The sequence below is a fragment of the Brevibacillus centrosporus genome, assembly GCF_046622605.1.
Lineage (GTDB): Bacteria > Bacillota > Bacilli > Brevibacillales > Brevibacillaceae > Brevibacillus > Brevibacillus centrosporus.
In genome coordinates, this window is the sequence record NZ_CP176856.1 from 1,746,488 (window position 1) to 1,765,726 (window position 19,239).

Here is a 19,239-nt window from a genome sequence, read left to right on the forward strand (position 1 = left end):
TAGGTATAAAGTCATAATCGCTTCAACAATGTTTTATATCGGAATTAACCATCGGGATAGTTAGTTTAATGGGATAAGGCGGAATAGTAGATGAAATGGCGCATGCGTGAATATTTCGATGAAAGAAATAATTTGGCGTGAGAAGTCACATGGAGGATCAGTTGGCCGAACGAAAGTAAAGAAATTGAAAATAGTAGTAAAGAGAGTGAAAAAATATAGCCAGAATAGTAGGTAAAATGAAATATGCGCGAATGGTGAAAAAATTAACACAATAAGAACGCGCGAAAGAGGGGGACATCTTCATGAAAAAGACGCGCTTTTTCCAGACGCTAATGGCACTGACCGTTGCGGTTTCGGCTGCACTGGCTGGCTGCTCATCCGGTCAGGAAGCTAGTCAGGGGACAAATGGAGCAGCACAGCCGGGTGCAAGCACACCTGCGGCAGGGAAAACAGGCGGCACCTTGGTCATCGCAAGGCTTTCCGATGCGAACAATCTGGATCCTCATTTCCTCACCCAAATCAACTCAGCTGCTATTATTCATCACAAAGTGTATGAGGGACTTGTGCGGATGGATAAGGAAAGCAAATACGTCGGTTCTTTGGCGACAGAATGGAAGCAGCTGGATGACGTGACTTGGGAATTCAAGCTGCGCCAAGGCGTAACCTTCCATGACGGAGCTCCATTCAATGCAGAAGCGGTGAAAAAGACAATCGCTCGCGTGCAAGACCCAAATGTCGGCTCCAACCGGGCGAATCTGTTTGAAGCGATCAAGGAAGTAAAGGTCGTGGATGACCAAACCGTACAATTTATTTTGCACTATCCATATGCCCCGCTCTTGTCCGTGCTGGCAAGCGCAGAAGGCGTCATTCTTTCACCGAAAGCCATCGAGGAGTACGGCAAGGATCTGACCAAGCATCCAACAGGTACCGGGCCTTATAAATTCGAATCGTGGACGCCTGGACAAGAGGTCGTGCTCGTGAAAAATGACAGCTACTGGGGTGGTCAGCCAAAGCTGGACAAGGTCGTCTTTAAAACCGTTCCGGAAGACACGACTCGTATCGCCATGGTAGAAACAGGCGAGGCGCAAGTAGCTGAGCAGCTGCCTGTGACCGAGGTAGATCGTGTGACAAACTCCAGCAGCATGACGCTGGGACGCTACGCTTCCTTCTCCAGCGACCACATCGGGATCAACACCAAGAAAAAGCCGTTTGATGACATTCGTATCCGTCAGGCTATTGCACTTGCAGTTGACAAGGATTCCATCATCAAAGGGGTATACAACGATGTAGGGAAGATCGCACACTCTTCGGTTACCCCAACCATGGTAGGCTACAGTGAAAATGTAAAAGACACCGAGTACAACCTGGAAAAGGCAAAGCAGCTGCTTGCTGAAGCTGGCTACGCGAGCGGATTGAAAGCAACGATTTACCTCAACGACAACAAAGCTCGTATCAATGTGGCGGAAGTATTGCAACAACAGCTGAAGCAAATCGGGATCGACCTGCAAGTGAAGGTTCTGGAATTCGGGGCGTACATCGATGCCGCTTCCAAAGGCGAAACTGACCTGTTCATCAGTGGCTGGGGAAATGCAACGGGTGATGCGGACTACAACCAGTACAACCTGTTCCACACCAAATCCCAAGGTGCTCCAGGCAACCACTCCTTCTACAGCAATCCAGAGGTGGACAAGCTGATCGAGGACGGCCGCAAGGAAAAGGATGCAGAAAAACGCAAGCAAATCTATGAGCAAGCTCAACAAATTGAAATGAACGACGTGGCGTTGATTCCGTACCGTTTCTCTGAGAATCTCGCTGCGATCCAAAAAGGGGTAGAAGGCGTCTGGATCAGCCCAGCTGGTCACATTGAAGTCGACGACGTGGTTCTTCCGTAAAAGCTAGACAGATGAGCAGCATAGCGAGATTCCTGCGGGGTCGAGCTATGCTGTTGCTCTATACAAAAAGATAGATAACCATACTTGGGGGCGTGTCACATGGAGAAAAACAAAACGTGGAAATGGATGCTTACGGGCGTACTGGGCGTCGGTCTTCTGCTGTCCGGTTGTTCGAACGGTGGTGAGACAGGAGGCAGTAGCAAGCAAGCAGGGGCAGAAGCCTCTGACTCAGCGCAAAAGATATTGATTATTGCCCGTCAGTCCGATGCCAACAACCTGGATCCCCATTTCATTTCGGCGATCAATGCTGCAAGCGTTGTCCATCACAAAGTGTATGAGGGGCTGATCCAGCGGGACGAGAGCATGGAGTTCAAGCCGATGCTGGCGACGGAATGGAAACAGGTAGATGATGTGACGTGGGAATTCAGGCTGCGTCAGGATGTCAAATTCCACGACGGCACCCCCTTCAATGCCGAAGCCGTGAAAACGACGATTGCTCGTGTTCTCGATGAAAAAGTAGGCTCTCCTCGTGCTACTCAGTTTAAAATGATAAAAGAAGTGAAGGCCATCGACGACTACACCGTTCAATTCAAGCTGGAGTATCCGTACTCGCCGCTACTTTCGATCCTCGCAAATCATGAGGGCAGCATTCTCTCACCGAAGGCGATCGAACAGTACGGAAAAGATTTGAGCAAGCATCCGGTAGGGACGGGACCATTTGTATTTGAATCGTGGACACCTGGTCAGGAAATCGTCTTGGCAAAAAATGAAAACTACTGGGGAGAAAAGGTCAAGGTAGACAAGGCTGTATTCAAAGTAGTTCCGGAAGATACGACACGGATTGCGATGGTTGAGACCGGAGAAGCGCACATCGCAGAGCCGTTGCCTGTCACAGAAATTGATCGCGTAAAAACCTCACCGCAGCTCGACTTGTATCGCAGCGAGGGGCTGGGCACGGAGTTTGTCGGATTTAACACGAAGAAAAAGCCGTTTGACGATGTACGTGTCCGCCAGGCGATCAACTATGCGATTGAGACAGATGCTATCATTCAAGGCGTGTACAATCGTGTTGGCACGAGAGCCAATTCTGCCATGAGTCCAAAGGTGCTGGGCTACAGCGATAGCGTGCAGGGCTACACCTTTGATCCGAACAAGGCGAAAGCTCTGCTGAAGGAAGCTGGCTATCCGAACGGCTTCAAGACGACGATCTGGACAGGCGATCGCAAAGAGCGAATCAATGCGGCAGAAGTGATCCAATCGCAATTAAAAGGTATCGGGATCGAAGTGGAAGTGAAAGTTCTCGAATACGGAGCCTATCTGGATGCGGAAGATAATGGAGAGACGGATATGTTCATCAGTGGCTGGGGGAATGCCACTGGCGATGGTGACTACAACCAGTACAACCTGTTTCACTCCAGCTCTTTGGGCAAAGGGGGAAATACCACCTTTTACGTAAACAAAGAGGTTGATCAACTAATCGAGGTAGGTCGCAGGGAACAGGATCCGCAAAAACGAAGAGACATCTACGCCCGTGCGCTGCAGATCGAGTCGAGCGAGGCGCCAATGGTACCGATCCGCAATCTGGAGAATGTCGCAGCCGTTGGCAAAAATATCAAAGGATTTTGGATCAGCCCATCCGGGTACATGATGATTAACGACATTACGATTGAGTGATAGGGAGAGAGACGGATGACGGAGAAAAAGGGCAGCTTCTGGATTGCCAATGCAACCTTGGAAACCGGCTTTGAATGGAAGGATGGGAGAGTGGATGGTACTCGCACGGAGCCATTCCATCTTCGCGTACAGGAAGGGCGTATCGCACAGATCGTGCCAGCAGCGCAGGCACTGCCAGATGAGGTACCGAGCTGGGATGCGCGCGGACACCTGATGCTGCCATCCTTTCGGGAAATGCACATTCATCTGGACAAGACCTTTTACGGGGGACCATGGCGAGCGTGCGTTCCTGCTCCGAATCGCTTTTTTCGGATCGAACAGGAGCAAGATCTGTTACCTAAGCAACTACCGTTTGTGCGAGAGCGGGCGGAGAAGCTGCTGCATTTGCTCCAGTCAAACGGGGCTACCCATGTTCGTACACATTGCAACATTGACCCGGTCATCGGCCTGAAAAACATGGAGGAGACGCTGCGGGCTTTGGAGGCATACAGCGGGAAACTTTCCTGGGAAATGGTCGCCTTTCCTCAGCACGGCTTGCTCCGCAGTCAATCGGTCGGACTGATGCGAGAAGCACTGCGAAATGGTGCTGGATTGGTTGGTGGAGTAGATCCTGCGACATTTGACGACGACATTGAAAAATCGCTGCATACCGTTATGGATCTGGCCGTCGAAGCAAACGCAGATATTGACCTGCATCTGCATGAGCCGGGTTACTTGGGTGTCTTCATCATGAAGCGGATCGCAGCTTTGACCGAGGAGGCAGGATGGCAAGGACGTGTCACGATTAGCCACGCTTATGGATTGGGGGAGGTTCCCGAAGCGATTGCTCCCGACACAGCGGAGCTTCTCGCGCATTTACAGATTCGTATCGTCTCTGCGATCCCGATCGATATTCCGACGATTCCCGTTCCTCTTCTGAGCGAAAAAGGCATTCAACTTGCTCTGGGCAACGACAACATCACGGATCACTGGGATTCCTTCGGGACGGGAGACATGCTGCAAAAGGCCAATCGCTTGGCGGAGCGGTTCCGATGGACGGATGAATTCCGGCTGTCTCGTGCGCTCGGATATGTGACAGGTGGGGTGACTTCGCTTGATGACACTGGCGTACGTGTCTGGCCGAAAGTCGGCGATCAGGCGGATGCAGTGCTTTTGCAAGCGAGCTGCTCGGCGGAAGCAGTAGCCCGTCAGTCAGCAAAAGCCGCAGTGTTTTTTCAGGGAAACATAGTTTGGCAAGAAGAAGTGTAAAGTTAAACAAAAGTAAAAATATTATAAATAGATGTAAAGATGCTGAAAGGCTTGCTTGGCCCCTTACCGTATAATGCAGTTAAGCAAACATTGCAGAAATTTCGACAGCATCTTACAGGGGGACAATCCAATGAAAAAAGCACGTTTGTTTGGATCCTTGCTCGCTTTGACGCTGACCGTCGGTGCCGTATTGACCGGCTGCGGTGCAGGGCAAGAGCAATCGGGATCGGGAGCATCCGCACCAGCGGACGGCCCAAAAGCAGGGGGAACACTGATTGTAGCGCGCAAGGCAGACGCGAACAATCTCGACCCTCAATTCATCACCAACATTCCTTCCGCGAACTACATTTATGGAAAAGTGTACGAGAGCTTGATTTCGCGGGATAAAAATTCCGAGTACAAGCCTACCTTGGCAACGGAGTGGAAGCAGCTGGACGATTTGACATGGGAGTTCAAGCTGAGAAGCGGCGTAACCTTCCACGATGGTACTCCGTTCAATGCAGAAGCTGTAAAAAAGACCTTTGAACGAGCGGTGGATCCGAAGGTAGGCTCTCCACGTGCATCCAACTTTTCCATGATCAAAGAAGTCAAGGTGGTGGATGAGCAGACCATTCACTTTATCCTGGACTATCCTTTCGCACCATTGCTCTCCATTCTCGCTAGCTCAGAAGGCAGCATCTTGAGTCCAAAGGCGATCGCTGAGCACTCGGACACGCTGTCCAAGCAGCCTGTAGGTACAGGTCCGTTCAAGTTTGAATCATGGACACCTGGCCAAGATATGACACTCGTGAAAAATGACAGCTACTGGGGCGAAAAGCCTAAGGTAGACAAAGTTGTTTACAAGGTGGTTCCTGAGGACACGACTCGTATCGCGATGGTAGAGGCAGGAGAAGCTCACATTGGTGACCAGCTGCCTGTAACAGAGGTAGAACGTGCCCAATCTTCCCCGAACATGAACATGGTTCGCGCTGAGGGCCTGGGCGTCGAGTATATCGGCTTCAATGTAACGAAGAAGCCTTTTGACGATATTCGTGTCCGTCAAGCGGTTGCCCACGCTGTGGAAAAAGAAGCGATCGTCAAAGGCGTATACAACAACGTAGGGAACGAAGCGGTATCTGCGATGTCCTCTAAAGTAATCGGCTACAACCCGAACCTTACGGACTACACCTACGATGTAAATGAAGCGAAGAAGCTGTTGAGCGATGCTGGCTATGCTAACGGCTTTAAGACGACAATCGTCACAGATGACCGCAAAGAGCGCATGAACGTAGCAGAGGTTATTCAATCCCAGCTGAAAGGGATTGGCATCGACGTGGAAATCAAGGTAATGGAGTACGGCGCCTACCTCGATTTCACTGACAAAGGCGAGCACGATATGTTCATCGGTGGTTGGGGGAATGCGACAGGAGACGGTGACTACAACCAGTACAACGTCTTCCACAGCTCCTCGAAAGGCAGTATGGGGAACATTGCCTTCTACAGCAATCCTGAGGTTGACCAGCTGATCGAGCAAGGCCGTCGTGAAAAAGATCCGCAAAAACGCAATGAAATCTATGCAAAGCTGCAGGAAATCGAGCTGAAGGAAGTACCGCTCATTCCGATCCGCACGATCGATCACGTGTCGGTAACGGCCAAAGATGTACGCGGCTTCTGGTTGAGTCCGGTAGGATACCTGATGCTGGATGAAGTAACGATCCAATAGTGAAAAAAGAGACGGGGATGGCGGAATGCGCTATCCCCGATTTTGTTGGGAGGACTCCTCATCATGCGATCCCTCAGCTACGCTATCCTTACTGACGGGTGGAATGATCCTGGCTGGAGTGCTCCTGCTCCTGATCAGCCGAGTGGCACATCGGATTGCGATGTGGTTTACCCCGCTGGTTACGGGATCGTTCATGCTGCTGCTCTCCTTTCATGAAATCATACCCATTACGAACAAATTCATGTTATAAATAGGTTAGGTTTTCTGACATCTGTTTATTGGTGGAGGGGATTCATTTGACCTGGTTTCTTTCTGGCTTTTTTCTATCCTTATCACTCTGTCTGGATTTGGGGATCGTCAATGTCGCGATCATTCGCACAGGAGTAGCACGAGGCTTGCTCCCATCCTTTCTCATTGGTGTTGGCTCGAGCTTCGGTGACTTGATTTACGCTTTGCTTTCCATGGTCGGGATCTCGCTCCTGATGGAAAATCGGGTCATCCGCTGGGTGCTCTGGCTGGGAGGGACGTTGATTCTCTTGTACATGACTTGGAACATGATCAAAGAATTTCGAAGCCCGAAAAAAATTGACCTAGAGGAACAGGGCGGGGAGCAGAACAATCGGAAACGCAGCTGGAAAGACTTTTCCTCAGGGCTTGGCTTGGCGCTGGCCTCTCCTTCGGCTATTCTGTGGTTTGCGACGATCGGCGGCAGCGTGATCGCTTCTTCCGATGCAAACTCGGCGTCTGCTCTATTGCTCTTTTTCAGCGGCTTTTTTACGGCCTCGATCACATGGTCCCTGTTTATGGCAGGCGTGTCGAGCCAAGGCGGCAAATGGCTGGGACATCGTCTCGTTCGGGGCTTCTCATTTGTATCTGCACTGCTCTTTTTGTACTTTGCCGGAAAAGTGTTCCTCGACGGCTACCACTCCTTGCTGTAGCCAGTATGCACAAGGACTGGTAAGGTAGAGAAGACAAGAGCGATAGGAAGAGGTGGAGAGAATTGAAAGCGGAGATACTGGACATTTTTGACGAATCCGGAACACCTATAGGCGTGGCGCCGCGCACAGAAGTACACCGACTCGGGCATTGGCACCAGACGTTTCACTGCTGGATCTATCGCGTAGAGCAATCCAAGGTATGGCTGCTGTTTCAAAAGCGCCACCCGCAGAAGGATACATGCCCCAATTTATTGGACATTACATCGGCTGGCCATCTGGTAGCGTCCGAGGGTCCGGCAGACGGCGTCCGAGAGCTGGAGGAGGAGCTGGGCTTGACTGTCTCGTTCGATGTGCTCGATGAGATTGGAGTAATAAATGATGTCTTGGAGGCTCCAGAGCTCATCGACAAAGAAATGTGCCATGTGTTTGCCTATGCTTGTGATCAGCCCCTGCAAGCGTATGTGCTGCAAGCGGAAGAAGTAACGGGGCTATTGTGGGCTGAGCTGGATGAGGTGGAACGACTATTCGCGGGAGAAATGTCCACGATTGCGGTGCACGGCTTTTTATCCGAGCCGGACGGTACTAAGCAGGAAGTCGAGCTTCGCGTGGAGCAGTCGGCTTTTGTCCCTCACGAGGCTCACTATTATCAGCAAGTGTTTGCAGCGGTGCGCTCTCTGGGCAAAAAGCGGCAAGCAAAATAAAGGATGGTTTGGGGTGCCTTCCTGCCACATGGTGGGAGGGTATTTTTGTTTTGGCGGCCATGCTGTACGAGTGGCTTTTCGTGCTATACTGTTACAATGTTTTTAGATAGAGAATGCGTGCATAGATAGAGAGGAGATTGTATGAGGGTAAAAATCATGATCGCACTGATGCTCTCGACGTTCCTGGCCGCGCTGGAAGGAACGATCGTGAGTACCGCCGTGCCTCGGATTACAAGTGATTTGTCTGGATTTGAACAAGTCAGCTGGGTGTATGCGATCTATATGCTGGCAACAGCGGTTTCCGCGCCCATTTACGGAAAGTTGGCCGATTTGTTTGGCAGAAAAAATGTCATGATGTTCGGGATCGGCATTTTTCTTGCTGGCTCCACCTTATGCGGACTGGCAAGTTCCATGGAGCAGCTGATCGTTTTTCGGGCGCTGCAGGGCTTGGGTGCAGGCTCCGTGATGCCGATTACGATGACGATTATCGGGGATTTGTACAACGACCAATCCTCACGTGCAAAGGCACAGGGCTGGATCAGTGCCGTGTGGGGACTTTCTGGTGTAGCAGGGCCGCTTGTGGGGGGCTTCCTCGTCGACATGCTGTCTTGGCGCTATATCTTTTTCTTGAACCTGCCTTTTGGGCTTTTGTCCTTTTTCATGCTCATGTTGTACTACAAGGAAAAGTTCGGGGCCAAAACAAAGCGGCATATCGATTACCCAGGTGCGCTGATCTTTAGCATCGGGACCATCGCTTTGCTGTACGCGCTTTTGACCGGCAGCCAAAACCAGTCCTGGCTGAGTCCGACCATCCTTTCATTGATTGCGTTTAGTCTGATCACCTATTTCATCTTCGTGACCGTCGAGAGAAAGTCACCAGAGCCTTTAATCCCGCTCAGCTTGTTTACGAATCGCAATGTGACGATGATCAACTTGCTGACGCTATTGTCCAACGCCATTGTGATCAGCCTGGTCGTCTACCTGCCGATCTGGAGCCAAGGCGTGTTGGGGGAAAGTGCGACCATGGCAGGCTTTGTCCTAACTCCCATGCCTGTTTGCTGGACGTTTGGCGCTGTGCTGTCCGGGAACCTGCTTGGACGCCTTCGCGCAGAGCAGCTGGTGACGACAGGGACAACCGTGCTTGCGATCGCTTCGTTTCTTCTATTCCTATTGGCGGAGAGTTCGCCAGGATTCCTGATCTATGTGGCTGTCGGGTTAATTGGCTTGGGGATGGGATTCATCAGTCCGATTGTCATGGTCAAGATTCAGGCTTCCGTTGCGGTAGATAAGCGAGGTACAGCGATTGCTCTAAACACGTTTACAGGGACGTTTAGCCAGACCTTTGGGGCTGCGGTTTTCGGGATGTTTTTCAATATGGTGACGGTAGCCAGCGGACAGACCAATCTGGGGGCGTCGTTTGAAAGCGGCGGTCTGCCTGTCGAGCAGCTCGACCACGTTCGCAGCATTTTGGCTTCCGGGGTACACGTCGTCTTCACGGGAACATGGATCGTGGCCATTGGTTGTCTGGTGATCGCCTTGATGATTGCGAGAGCGCAAAAAGCTGCAGATGCACGTAGAGAATACTAGGTACAGAAAAGGCATCGGCGATCAGTCGATGCCTTTTTTCACCCGTAATAACGAAAACGTATTGCCTATCCCCCTACCGATTCGGTACGATGTCCCTGTAAGAATATGGATGCTTCCAATATTGCGATGGACAGGAGTGCAGGACGATGGAGGAAATTCGACCGATTTCACACGAGGATATCCATGATGTTGTCAGGATTACAGCGTTGGCGTACCCCGGAAGCAATCTCCTTGCCCCCGACAATCGGCAGCGTTTTGCGGAGCGTGTGCAGGATACACTGGAGAATGACCAAAATGCCAGCTTCCACGGACTGTTTCGGGAAGAGCGCTTGCTCGGTGTCATGAAGTGGTACGATTTTTTTATGAATGTCCGCGGAATTCAGATGCTGACTGGTGGAATCGGCACGGTCGCTGTTGAATTGCTGCATAAAAAGGAAAAAGTAGCGAAAGCGATGCTGCAAGGCTTCCTTGCGACGTACCGGGAGCGTGGTGTCTGTCTGGTGTCGCTCTATCCGTTTCGCGTCGATTTTTACAAAAAGATGGGATTTGGCCAAGGGACCAAAGTCCATCAATATCGGATCGCTCCAGCCAGCTTTCCCTATACTGCGAAGGACAAGGTCTCCTATTTGGGAGAGGCAGATCGGGAGCAGATCCTTGCCTGCTATCACCGCATCGTCCGTTGCACGCACGGGATGATTAAAAAGACAGAGCGGGAGCTGAAGACCTTCCTGGATCAACCGGAACAGGTGATCGTCGGGTGCAAAAAAGACGGCAGAGTCACGGGCTATCTCGTTTTCCACTTTCAACGTACTCACGAAGAGAATCGATTGCATAATGATCTTGTCATTAAAGAATTTTTATATGAAAATCAAGAGGCGCTACTGCAGCTCCTGTCCTTTTTGCACAGTCAGTCTGATCAGATCCAGCGTGTTGTGCTGACTACGGCGGACGAGGATTTTCACATGCTGCTTTCTGATCCTGGAAATGGAACGGACCGCTTGATTCCAAGCATCTACCACGAGAGTCATGTCTCTGGTGTCGGTTTGATGTACCGCGTGATCGATGTGCCGGGATTTTTCCATCAGCTCGCGCCATGTCGTTTTGGCAGAGAAAGCGGACTTGTGCGTCTGAACATTCGTGATTCCTTTCTCCCGGAAAATGAGGGGAGCTGGCTAATCGAATTTTCGGAAGGCCATCCGCAGGTGGTAGAGGCAGGAGAGCCGGATGTCGAGCTGGGGATGGATATTTCGGATTTTTCCTCTCTTGTCATGGGGGTGATCAGCTTGCGTAAGCTGCATCTGTACGGTCTTGCAGACATCAGTGATGAAAAACAGATTCCATTCGTGGACAGGTTGTTTGCCACGGGAGACAAGCCGAGAAGCACAACTCCGTTTTAAAGTGAAAATTGTCACGAATCAGACACATTTAGGTATCTTTTTTTCCCTCCTCCCATATCATGGTACAAAATGGGAGGGGGGAAAGTCGGTGATCTATTTAACGCTCGTGATCTTTTTTGGTTTCCTATTGGTTGTCTGGTTCGTGGTTAAGCTCCTCTTCCGTCTGGACAAACGCGACTCGATCATCTACGACCAGCGCCAGCTGTGGGAACATTACGAAGTCGACTTGCAGGACATGCGTTATCCGAAGCAGAAAAAATAGGAATGCCAATTTGTCCGATGTGATAAGATCCTATTCCTTCCAAGGTGGTGAGCAGATTGACTGGAGTCACAGGGGTACATCAACGGGAATACTTTCGATTGAAGTTGGTGCAGCCTTTGTGCGCAGAGATGACGATCGTGCTCATCAAGGGCAAGATGATGGAAATTGGAAGCGCTCACGTTTTGATCGAAGATATTGGCGCAGGGGGATTGCGTTTTTTATCCCATTTAAAAATGCCTGCCAACGACCAGCTCGTCCTGCAATTTGCCACGGAGCTGTGCGGGGAGCCGATTACGATGTACGGCCATATCGTTCGCACGGGCTCCTGGGAAGATAGCTTTTATGAATACGCGGTGCGCTTTACGATGGAAGAAGCCCAGCATCTCGAGATCAATAGACTGGTCAACCGCCTTGCCATACGCTATCGGAATCAAAAAGAGGTCAAGGATAGCCTGTTTTGGAAGGGAGATCGACGTGCCTTTCTCACGGCACAGGCGAATCTTACGATGGAGTCCACTTGAACCTGACCATAAACGAAAAGCTCCTGCGTTTAGCCTTTGGCGAACGGGGAGCTTTTTTGCATAGATCCAGGACTTTGTATAGACAGGTTTCTTGAATGTTTGACATTTTATAAACGTAATGATAAATTATCTATTATAAGACAAACAAAAGAAAGTAGTGTTTATGTATGTCACTTACAGAACAATTTTGGAGTGCTACCTTTGAGGAGGTAACACAGGGATATTGTGAGCGCGAGCATGACTATTTCTGTTTGCTTTGCGGGGAATCCATTGAAAAAGGAATCATCTATCCTGTCGAGGGACGTCTTTATGACGCGGCGAAATTTACCCACCATCACATAGAAGAAGCGCATGGCTCCGTGTTTCTGTATTTGAGTGAGCTGGATAAAAAGATCACGGGCTTGTCCGATCACCAGAATCAGCTCATGCGCCTATTCTTCCAAGGGAAGAGCGATCAGGAAGTGCAAAAGGAGATGGGCATTGGAAGCGCGTCTACCATTCGCAATCATCGCTTTGCATTAAAGGAAAAGGAGCGTCAGGCCAAGGTCTTTCTGGTGATGATGGAGCTGATGAAAGGGACGGCCAAGAAATCGCCTGTGACAGCCGTGATATCGGATGCGCCAAGGTCCACGAAAAAGAAAGACGATGAGCTACAAGTGTCCTCTTCGGAGTATGCGGAAATTACACAAAAATACTTTCCTGAGGGAACGCTTGGCCGCCTGGAGCATTATCCACGCAAGCTCAAGCATCGGCTGGTCGTTCTGGAGGAGATCACCAAGCGTTTTGATCCAAAGAAAATCTACAGCGAAAAAGAAGTGAATGCGGTGTTGGAAACTGCCTACGAGGATTACGTGACGATCAGGAGGTACCTGATTGACCACGGCTTTCTGGATCGAGCAGCAGATGGCAGCGAGTACTGGGTGAGAAGCAACGGAGAGGAGCAGGAAAAACAGATGAATCGCAAGCAAGAGCTCAAACAGATGTACAGGGAAGTCAAAACAGAAGCCGGCGTTTATCAGATCAAAAACATACAGAACGGCAAAGTATGGGTCGATGCGACGAAAAACCTGAAAACAATGAATGGCAAACAATTTACGCTCAAGCACGGGTCGCATACCAACAAAGCACTCCAAAAGGAATGGAACGAATACGGAGAGGATGCTTTCGTATTTGAAGTGCTGGAGGTATTGGAGCAAAAGCCAGATCCCTTTTTCGATTTAGAGGATGCCTTGGAAAAATTGGAGAACAAATGGCTCGACCAGCTTCAGCCCTATGAAGAGAAAGGCTACAACGAAAAGAAAAAGCGGTAATATACCGCCGTTAGGCTTATGAATCAGTCGAGCAGGTGAAAACGCTCCAGCTGATCCCATAAGCCTTCTTTTTTCAAGATTTCCCTTTGCTTAGGACCGATTAGGTCAAAGTGAGGAAAAGGTGGTCGATCGTGTATGTAGGCAGGATTTAAGCCATTCTCCAAGCACCATTGCGTGAGAAGGGCGCGGTTGGCACAGCCAACCTTGGTGACCGTTTTTACGCCAGGAAAGCGGGGATCGATCCAATAGTGGGTGAGATAGGCGATCTCCTCCCTCGTCACGGCTTGCTTCCAGCGGCTTAATTCTGCACGAGTGATTCCAAATGCCACGTTTCTTCATCCTTTGGGCTATTTCTTTTACTCTCCTTATCATAACAGAATGGATTCACAGAATGGAAAAAGACAGACTTCCGAATGCTCGCTGCAGGGAAGTCTGTCTTTTTTATACAGATATTTTTATCCAGCGTAAGCGCAACTCCGCGATCGAGGCTTTCTTAACGGATGCCTTGTGGCAGGGTAGGAGGAACGTAGTTCAATTCTTCATCGGCAGTGATGTAATCGGTGTTGACCATGAGCAGCAGGTAGCGTTTGCCGGTTTGCGGATCGCTAAGAATGATGTGGTCACGGCCCGCTGTTTCCAGCACACCACGGAAGATTTTCGCATTCCATTGACTGTTGTTTTCAAACGTTTGATACACAGTGATGACTTTGCCGCGATTCAGGCGCAAGATGTTCTCGATATAAGATTCCTCGACGATTTGGCCAGGTGTAAACGGGATGCCAGGAATAGCGGAACCGCTTGGCTGCATGGGTACCAGCTGAGGCTGCTGCTGTTGTGGCATTCCATAGGGCATTTGCGGGGACTGGTACATGTCGTATCCGTACTGCGGATACTGAGGGTAAGGCATTTGTTGGCTCATGATGAACTCGCTCCTTTATCTATCTTACTCTAATAGACGCGTGGGCAATCCTGAGGTGTCGGAACGAAGAAGCAGTGCGCTTTGTAACGTCCAGAATTTCGTTGATTCCACCAGGTTGGCGGACAGTTCCCGGCAGGGCGATAAAACCACAAAGCGTTTGACGCGGGATGCGTCCGTTCTCCATTGATCGTGCGTTTGGCTAAACGTTTTTCTCGATCTCGCGCGCGTTGGTAAAAATACGGTTTTTGCACCGATTCGTAGCCACCTGGAGACTGAAACACCATGTCATTCATGCTTCGGATGTTTTTAAAGTCAAGGCAGTTGGAAAGGATGCGGTTTACACCCACGTTGCCGACCATCAGCATGCCTAGCTCGCCTTCTCCCTCCGCTTCAGCACGAAGCAATCGAGCTAGCAGATCCACGTCATTCGAGTTCGCTTTGATTACGGCCATTGCCTCACCTCCTCCAAAAACTCACAATTACAATATATGGGCGCATGTGCGATCGGTGATTACCGAAGAGAATTTTTCTGTGGGCTTGCATCTGGCTTTGTCAGTCCATCCTTTTCAAGTGACATGAAAAAAGCGTCCGTGAGCCAGTGACATGGCTTGGACGCTTTTTCTGTATGAGGCTGTCTTCTGTTTACAAATACCGTTTCCTGCGCTTGTTCCAGATGAACCAGGCGATCGCGACCAAGGCACCAATCCCGAGTATCGTGACCTCCAGATATTCATCCAGGAGTACTTTTGCGTGCTTTCCGTAAAAATGAAACAGAGTGCCGATTAGAAAAAATTTTAATCCCCGCCCGACGATGGCGAAGAGCATCAGCTTCGTTAAAGAGTAATTGAATGCCCCGCTAAGCACGGTAAAAACTTTGAAGGGAATGGGGGTAAAAGCCCCAATCAGTACAGCAGCATCTCCGTTTTTCGCAAATTGCTCGGTCGCGAGAGCTGTCCATTTTGCGGGTAGCAGTTTCTGTAAAAGCGGTTTCCCTAGCCATTTTCCCAGCATAAATCCGATGGGAGCACCGAGTATGGAAGCCGTGAAAGCTACAGTCGCAAATCGCAGTGCGGAGCCAGGATCGAGCAAACTCATCGCAATTTGCATGAAGAAAGGTGGAACTGGACTGATAAACGAGTCCAAAAATGCCATTCCGAAGAGTCCCCATATTCCGTAATTCATAAACAGTTGCGTGATTTGTTCCAGCATGGGCATCTCCTTGCGATTTTTCCTTCCCTAGCCATTATACAGGAAAGATTCTGGTTTCTGTAGCTAAGATATGTCCGTTTGTCCAAAGTCAGCACCAGCTTCTAGGACGGAAAATTTTCGGACATACTGTTAGAGATTTTGACGAGAGACAAAAAGGAGGCGTAACCATCTATGCAATCTCATCCCTATGGTGCACACGAAGTCATAGAGCTTCATGAGGTTTTGAACGGAGCGGTTGACGCGATGAATACGGCCCATTTGTACGTCCCATTTATTCGCGATGCACAGCTGGCCCAAATCACAGCTCATCAGCTGCAATTCATGCAAAATGAGTACAATACTTTCGTTTATACCGTGCAAGGGCTTGGCGCAGGAGAGATGCTGCCCTATCGCCCGAATCGGACGTTTGCATCAGCAGCTCCAGCCATGGCTGCGCAAATGAGTGAACCACATGCTTATTCACCCCAAATCGATGACCGCGATGTAGCGTCCGCTTTTCTCGGTATGCATAAAACAGGAGCCAAAACCAAGCTGGCAGCGGCACTCGAGGCAGCACATCCGCAGATTCGTGAGCTGCTGCTGCAGGGAGCCGTCAATTGTGCGCATCAGGCTCACGAAATATGGGTTTACATGCAAAGCAGAGGGTTCTATCCGCTGGCAACGATGTCTGAGTCGACCAATGCCGAGCTGCTGCGCGGTTATCAGCCTTTGCGCCCCGAGAATGGGATGATGGAGCAAGCAGTTTCTCCAGCGGCAGCTCCGACGCAGCCGCCTCAGGAAAAAGGCACCATTTCCGCCCACTTGCAGAGAGAGACGGTAAGCGGCGCAAGAGCTTCTTCCCCAGCTGACCAGCCGCTGAGCCCTGTGAATGCGGCACCGATTTTTTCCCCTCAGCCGTACCGCCCGGATTTCAATGGGCCTTCTGAAGATACGGCGATGACTACCGATGCGTTACAGACACAAGGGATCGAAGCGACAGGCGGTTTGTACCAGCAAGCAGAAGGGAAGCAGAACCGAAGTCGCAAAAAGAATACCATTTCGGATTCCCTGCTTGGTCAATAGGTACTTGTTTTTTCATTGACGATAGGAAATAATATCCACTACTATAGAGAAAGGACAAACATCAGTGGGAGGGGCCGAAGTGAAAACACTAGGTTCGGGGAAAGTCATTTTTTATGCACCAGATGGAACGAATCTGCAGCTTTCCGGTGAAATTGACGTTCGAGGAGAACGCGTTTCTGTTACGGAAATCATCTACTTTAATGGTCAGCCAAACGGCGCTCGTGAGACGAATCTGCCACTCGCTCAGACCGTCATTTATTGGGAGCCAGAAGTATACGAGCAAATCGGTTTCGAATAGCAAACACAGACGACCTTGCCCTCTGCAGGGTTGTTTTTTTATATGTAAGTTTTTACACCTATGCACCTTGGGAATAGCCGGGGTAGGCCAAGTGTGATATCATGTGGAGTGGAATTTACGTAGGTAACAAGGAGTGATCCTTATGATCGACAGTATATTGGAACGGGCTCTTGCAGGCGAACGCCTGGGCCTTGAAGATGGTTTGGCCTTGTTTGCAAGTAATGAAATTGAAAAATTGGGGCATTACGCGAACCTGGTGATGCAAAAGCACCATCCAGACCCAATCGCAACATTTGTCATTAGCCGTAATGTCAACTACACCAACGTTTGCGACACGTATTGCCGCTTTTGCGCGTTTTATCGCGCGCCTGGATCTTCGGAAGGATACGTTCTCCCAAGAGAGACCATTTTCCAAAAAATTCAAGAAACGGTAGACGTAGGCGGTACCGAAATTTTGATGCAGGGCGGAACCAATCCGGACTTAAAGCTCGACTACTATACCGACCTGCTGCGGGCGATCAAGCAACGCTTCCCGCAAATCACCATGCATTCTCTGTCTGTTGCTGAGGTTATGAAAATTGCCGAGGTTTCGAATATGTCCGTAGAGGATGTATTGAGAGAACTGAAGTCTGCTGGTCTGGATTCCTTGCCAGGAGCAGGTGGAGAAATTTTGGATGATCGTACTCGTCGGAAGATTTCCAGACTGAAAGGCTCTTGGACGGATTGGATCGACACCCAAAAAGCGGCACATCGCGCAGGCTTGCCAGGAACCGCGACGATGGTCATCGGCTTCGGTGAGGAAATGGAAGAACGCGTTCTTTCTCTCTTGCGCATTCGTGAAGCCCAGGATGAGACGCACGGCTTCAAAGCGTTCATCGTATGGACGTTCCAGCCAGACAATACCAACATGAAGGCAGTCAACAACACGCCGGAAGAGTATTTGAAAACATTGGCGATCAGCCGACTGATGCTGGACAATGTGGAGAACTTCCAGTCGTCTTGGGTAACGATGGGCCCACACTACGGCCAATTGTCTCTATCCTATGGAGCCAATGACTTCGGTCAGACGATGATGGAAGAAAACGTGGTGTCTGCAGCAGCTTGTACCCACAAAGTGAACACCAACCAAATTCTGGAGCTGATTCGCGGAGCAGGCAAGATTCCTGCGCAACGCAACACTCAGTACGATATCCTGCGCGTGTTCGAGGATGGCGAGATGGCGGAAAAAGATTTTGTGATGCAGAACTAAGCTTTGCGACGAAAACGATATCGAGTGGAAGCACGTTTCTGTTTTGGTCCCTTGTATGGGACTGACGGAAGCGTGCTTTTTCTATCTATCCTTCCCTCCGTTTCCAACCGTTTAAAAGTATATCGCTCCTGTCGGGACATATACTGTAAGTACAATTGCGGGTTGGGGGGATGGTTATGCAAGCGTTCCGCGTATTGCTGGAGAATGTCCCTGCGCATAGTGGCACGTATCGCGCCATCTTGCAAGAGATGACGGAGCGGGTCAACACTGCACCGGTGCGTATTACATATAAAGAGGAGGACCAGAACGGGTACCTTGTGTTCTTCTTTCAGAGCTGGTGCGAAGAAGAATACGATGCGCAGACGATTGATTGGGCTCGTGCTTTCGTGGCATTGTCATTAGCTGAGTGGATCATGCAGGTAAAGGAATCCGAGATCATCGAGGAAATGGCAGAGGATTTGCTGCAGTCCGAGCAGCTGGAGGAAGAATGGGCAGAAATCCTTCCCTACATCCAGCGTATGTGCCAAGAGCATGAACCTGCCGGCACGGAGCTGTTTACCGCTACAACACGCAAGGCGAATGTCTATCGCAAGGCATTTACGTATTTGGAATACGAGAGAACCGTCAACGTTTTGGGCTTCGTCCGTTTTCGTCTGCAGGACCATTGGAATGAACTGTTTGAGCTGGTGGAGGCAGGAATCGACGAATATCTGGAAGACAAGCAATATCAGGAATTTGTGGAACTGCTGCGTTATTTCATCGCCGTCCAGGAGACCAAGCAGGAAGTGGTTCACGTCGTTCCTAGTGTGGACAAACCTTTCCACCTCTATGATAAAAAAGGGGATCGCCTGTGGCTGGATCAGCTGGATTCCGTTCTGAGCATGGAAGAGCAAAACTGCCGGGACGAAGACTATTTGGTCAGCGCCCTCGTGACCTTGGCACCGGAGAGTATCGTCCTGCACATGGCAACGGAGAGGCCAGGACTGACGCAGACGATTCGCAGCATTTTCGACAGCCGGTTGAGTACGTGCCAGTCTTGCCCCCTTTGTCTGGCAGACAGACGTGTACTTGACTTGCACAATCCGTCTAAACTATAATAGCAACAACAACTTTACAGGAAATACGATGAGAAGGACATGGACGATATGCAGGTCGCTTCAGAGAGGCGGGACATGGCTGGAAGCCCGCTGCGCACCCATATGGATCTACCCCCTTTGAGTAGCCACCGGGAACAAAGGCATTTGCCTTCCAGTATCGGTCAGCCGGTGAA

General features: G+C 50.2%; 20 protein-coding genes. 16 read left to right on the plus strand and 4 right to left on the minus strand.

The window, feature by feature from the left end:
• Window positions 1–302: 302 nt before the first annotated feature.
• From ACLIN2_RS09070 to ACLIN2_RS09125, 12 genes are all read left to right on the plus strand, one after another.
• Window positions 303–1,892 (plus strand): glutathione ABC transporter substrate-binding protein, encoded by a 1,590-nt coding sequence (locus tag ACLIN2_RS09070; RefSeq protein WP_122960036.1) that lies wholly within the window; start codon window positions 303–305, stop codon window positions 1,890–1,892.
• Window positions 1,893–1,991: 99 nt separating this feature from the next.
• Window positions 1,992–3,566 carry a glutathione ABC transporter substrate-binding protein gene (locus ACLIN2_RS09075; RefSeq protein WP_411503855.1) on the plus strand — a complete coding sequence of 525 codons (1,575 nt, stop codon included), beginning with the start codon at window positions 1,992–1,994 and terminating at the stop codon, window positions 3,564–3,566.
• Between the two features lie 15 nt (window positions 3,567–3,581).
• Entirely contained in the window at window positions 3,582–4,814 is a 1,233-nt protein-coding gene (locus ACLIN2_RS09080; protein WP_411503856.1) for an amidohydrolase family protein, read from the plus strand.
• Window positions 4,815–4,944: 130 nt separating this feature from the next.
• The gene (locus ACLIN2_RS09085) at window positions 4,945–6,516 is read left to right on the plus strand and encodes a glutathione ABC transporter substrate-binding protein (RefSeq protein ID WP_327931976.1); all 1,572 of its coding nucleotides are present in this window, start codon (window positions 4,945–4,947) and stop codon (window positions 6,514–6,516) included.
• Window positions 6,517–6,541: 25 nt separating this feature from the next.
• Window positions 6,542–6,766, plus strand: coding sequence for a solute carrier family 23 protein (locus ACLIN2_RS09090; RefSeq protein ID WP_411503857.1), 225 nt, complete (start codon window positions 6,542–6,544; stop codon window positions 6,764–6,766).
• A gap of 46 nt (window positions 6,767–6,812) precedes the next feature.
• Window positions 6,813–7,454, plus strand: coding sequence for a LysE family translocator (locus ACLIN2_RS09095; RefSeq protein ID WP_092276139.1), 642 nt, complete (start codon window positions 6,813–6,815; stop codon window positions 7,452–7,454).
• A 62-nt stretch (window positions 7,455–7,516) separates the two neighbouring features.
• Window positions 7,517–8,155, plus strand: a complete 639-nt coding sequence (locus tag ACLIN2_RS09100; protein WP_411503858.1) for an NUDIX hydrolase — start codon at window positions 7,517–7,519, stop codon at window positions 8,153–8,155.
• A gap of 141 nt (window positions 8,156–8,296) precedes the next feature.
• A complete protein-coding gene (locus ACLIN2_RS09105) occupies window positions 8,297–9,742 on the plus strand; it encodes an MDR family MFS transporter (RefSeq protein ID WP_411503859.1) in 1,446 nt (481 codons plus the stop codon).
• A 146-nt stretch (window positions 9,743–9,888) separates the two neighbouring features.
• On the plus strand, window positions 9,889–11,139 hold the full coding sequence (gene eis, locus ACLIN2_RS09110) for a GNAT family N-acetyltransferase (RefSeq protein WP_411503860.1): 1,251 nt from the start codon (window positions 9,889–9,891) through the stop codon (window positions 11,137–11,139).
• An 88-nt stretch (window positions 11,140–11,227) separates the two neighbouring features.
• Window positions 11,228–11,401, plus strand: coding sequence for a hypothetical protein (locus ACLIN2_RS09115; protein WP_183192930.1), 174 nt, complete (start codon window positions 11,228–11,230; stop codon window positions 11,399–11,401).
• Window positions 11,402–11,457: 56 nt separating this feature from the next.
• Entirely contained in the window at window positions 11,458–11,922 is a 465-nt protein-coding gene (locus tag ACLIN2_RS09120; protein WP_411503861.1) for a PilZ domain-containing protein, read from the plus strand.
• A gap of 167 nt (window positions 11,923–12,089) precedes the next feature.
• Window positions 12,090–13,232 (plus strand): DUF2087 domain-containing protein, encoded by a 1,143-nt coding sequence (locus tag ACLIN2_RS09125; protein WP_400582326.1) that lies wholly within the window; start codon window positions 12,090–12,092, stop codon window positions 13,230–13,232.
• Between the two features lie 23 nt (window positions 13,233–13,255).
• Here ACLIN2_RS09125 and ACLIN2_RS09130 read toward each other — a convergent pair whose 3' ends face one another.
• The 4 genes from ACLIN2_RS09130 to ACLIN2_RS09145 all read right to left on the minus strand — a co-directional run bounded on the left by ACLIN2_RS09130 (window position 13,256) and on the right by ACLIN2_RS09145 (window position 15,360).
• Window positions 13,256–13,561, minus strand: a complete 306-nt coding sequence (locus ACLIN2_RS09130; RefSeq protein WP_400582327.1) for a hypothetical protein — start codon at window positions 13,559–13,561, stop codon at window positions 13,256–13,258.
• Window positions 13,562–13,725: 164 nt separating this feature from the next.
• Window positions 13,726–14,151 carry a spore coat protein GerQ gene (gene gerQ, locus ACLIN2_RS09135; RefSeq protein WP_400582329.1) on the minus strand — a complete coding sequence of 142 codons (426 nt, stop codon included), beginning with the start codon at window positions 14,149–14,151 and terminating at the stop codon, window positions 13,726–13,728.
• Between the two features lie 29 nt (window positions 14,152–14,180).
• Window positions 14,181–14,603 carry a cell wall hydrolase gene (locus ACLIN2_RS09140; RefSeq protein ID WP_411503862.1) on the minus strand — a complete coding sequence of 141 codons (423 nt, stop codon included), beginning with the start codon at window positions 14,601–14,603 and terminating at the stop codon, window positions 14,181–14,183.
• 190 nt (window positions 14,604–14,793) lie between these two features.
• On the minus strand, window positions 14,794–15,360 hold the full coding sequence (locus ACLIN2_RS09145; protein ID WP_092276113.1) for a YqaA family protein: 567 nt from the start codon (window positions 15,358–15,360) through the stop codon (window positions 14,794–14,796).
• A gap of 171 nt (window positions 15,361–15,531) precedes the next feature.
• Here ACLIN2_RS09145 and ACLIN2_RS09150 point away from each other — a divergent pair, with 171 nt between their 5' ends.
• The 4 genes from ACLIN2_RS09150 to ytxC all read left to right on the plus strand — a co-directional run bounded on the left by ACLIN2_RS09150 (window position 15,532) and on the right by ytxC (window position 19,066).
• Window positions 15,532–16,422: a spore coat protein gene (locus ACLIN2_RS09150; protein ID WP_411503863.1), complete on the plus strand. Its 891-nt coding sequence runs from the start codon at window positions 15,532–15,534 to the stop codon at window positions 16,420–16,422.
• 79 nt (window positions 16,423–16,501) lie between these two features.
• Window positions 16,502–16,720 (plus strand): hypothetical protein, encoded by a 219-nt coding sequence (locus ACLIN2_RS09155; RefSeq protein WP_092276108.1) that lies wholly within the window; start codon window positions 16,502–16,504, stop codon window positions 16,718–16,720.
• A gap of 142 nt (window positions 16,721–16,862) precedes the next feature.
• Window positions 16,863–17,969 (plus strand): cyclic dehypoxanthinyl futalosine synthase, encoded by a 1,107-nt coding sequence (gene mqnC / locus ACLIN2_RS09160; RefSeq protein WP_411503864.1) that lies wholly within the window; start codon window positions 16,863–16,865, stop codon window positions 17,967–17,969.
• 176 nt (window positions 17,970–18,145) lie between these two features.
• On the plus strand, window positions 18,146–19,066 hold the full coding sequence (gene ytxC / locus ACLIN2_RS09165; RefSeq protein ID WP_411503865.1) for a sporulation protein YtxC: 921 nt from the start codon (window positions 18,146–18,148) through the stop codon (window positions 19,064–19,066).
• Window positions 19,067–19,239: the final 173 nt, after the last annotated feature.